This window comes from Stenotrophomonas sp. P5_B8 (genome assembly GCF_054049855.1).
On sequence record NZ_JBFULO010000861.1, the window covers coordinates 1 to 605 of the forward strand.

A 605-nucleotide genomic window follows, 5' to 3' on the forward strand; every position below is an offset into this window, starting at 1 on the left:
CCATGGATGGCGCCCACGAGCCTCCAGGGATGGATTTACGGCGTGTCCCGCCACCCCACTCCCACCAGCCCAGCCCGACAAACGCGCGTACACGCACCGCTTTTGATCTATCGCTTCCAGCTGAAGAAAACAAAAAAAGGCGGCGCCCGAGGGCGCCGCCTTACTTCCATTCAACGRCTTGGAGAGAGTAAGCCGTAGATCAGAAACGCTGCTGGTACTTCATGTACATGTAACGGCCGATGTCGAAGCCACCGTAGTAGGTGAAGCTGCTGTTGGGCTGGCTGTACATGATCGGACCCTGGTGGTCGAACACGTTGTTGATACCCATCGACACCGTGCCGTTCCACGGCAGGATGTAGCGCATCTGGATGTCGTGGAAGGTGTTCGAACCCACCTTGTTGATGCCCTGGTTGCCCGTGTACGGCGAGCTGAAGCCCGGGTTGCTGCACTCGGTGGCATAAGCGCAGTTTTCCTGCATGCTCGAGTAGTAGCGTGCCGTCCAGCCCAGGCCGACGTTACCGTACTGCCAATCCAGGTTCAGGTTGGAACGCACGCGGAAGTTGCCTTCCCAGCCGGCGTACTGGCGCACCGGCGTGGTGTCGGCG

1 pseudogene is annotated in these 605 nt (G+C 59.8%); it reads right to left on the bottom strand.

From position 1 onward, the window contains the following. Positions 1–199: 199 nt before the first annotated feature. Positions 200–605, bottom strand: a pseudogene (locus ACXJKH_RS21870) (TonB-dependent receptor); the annotation flags it as partial.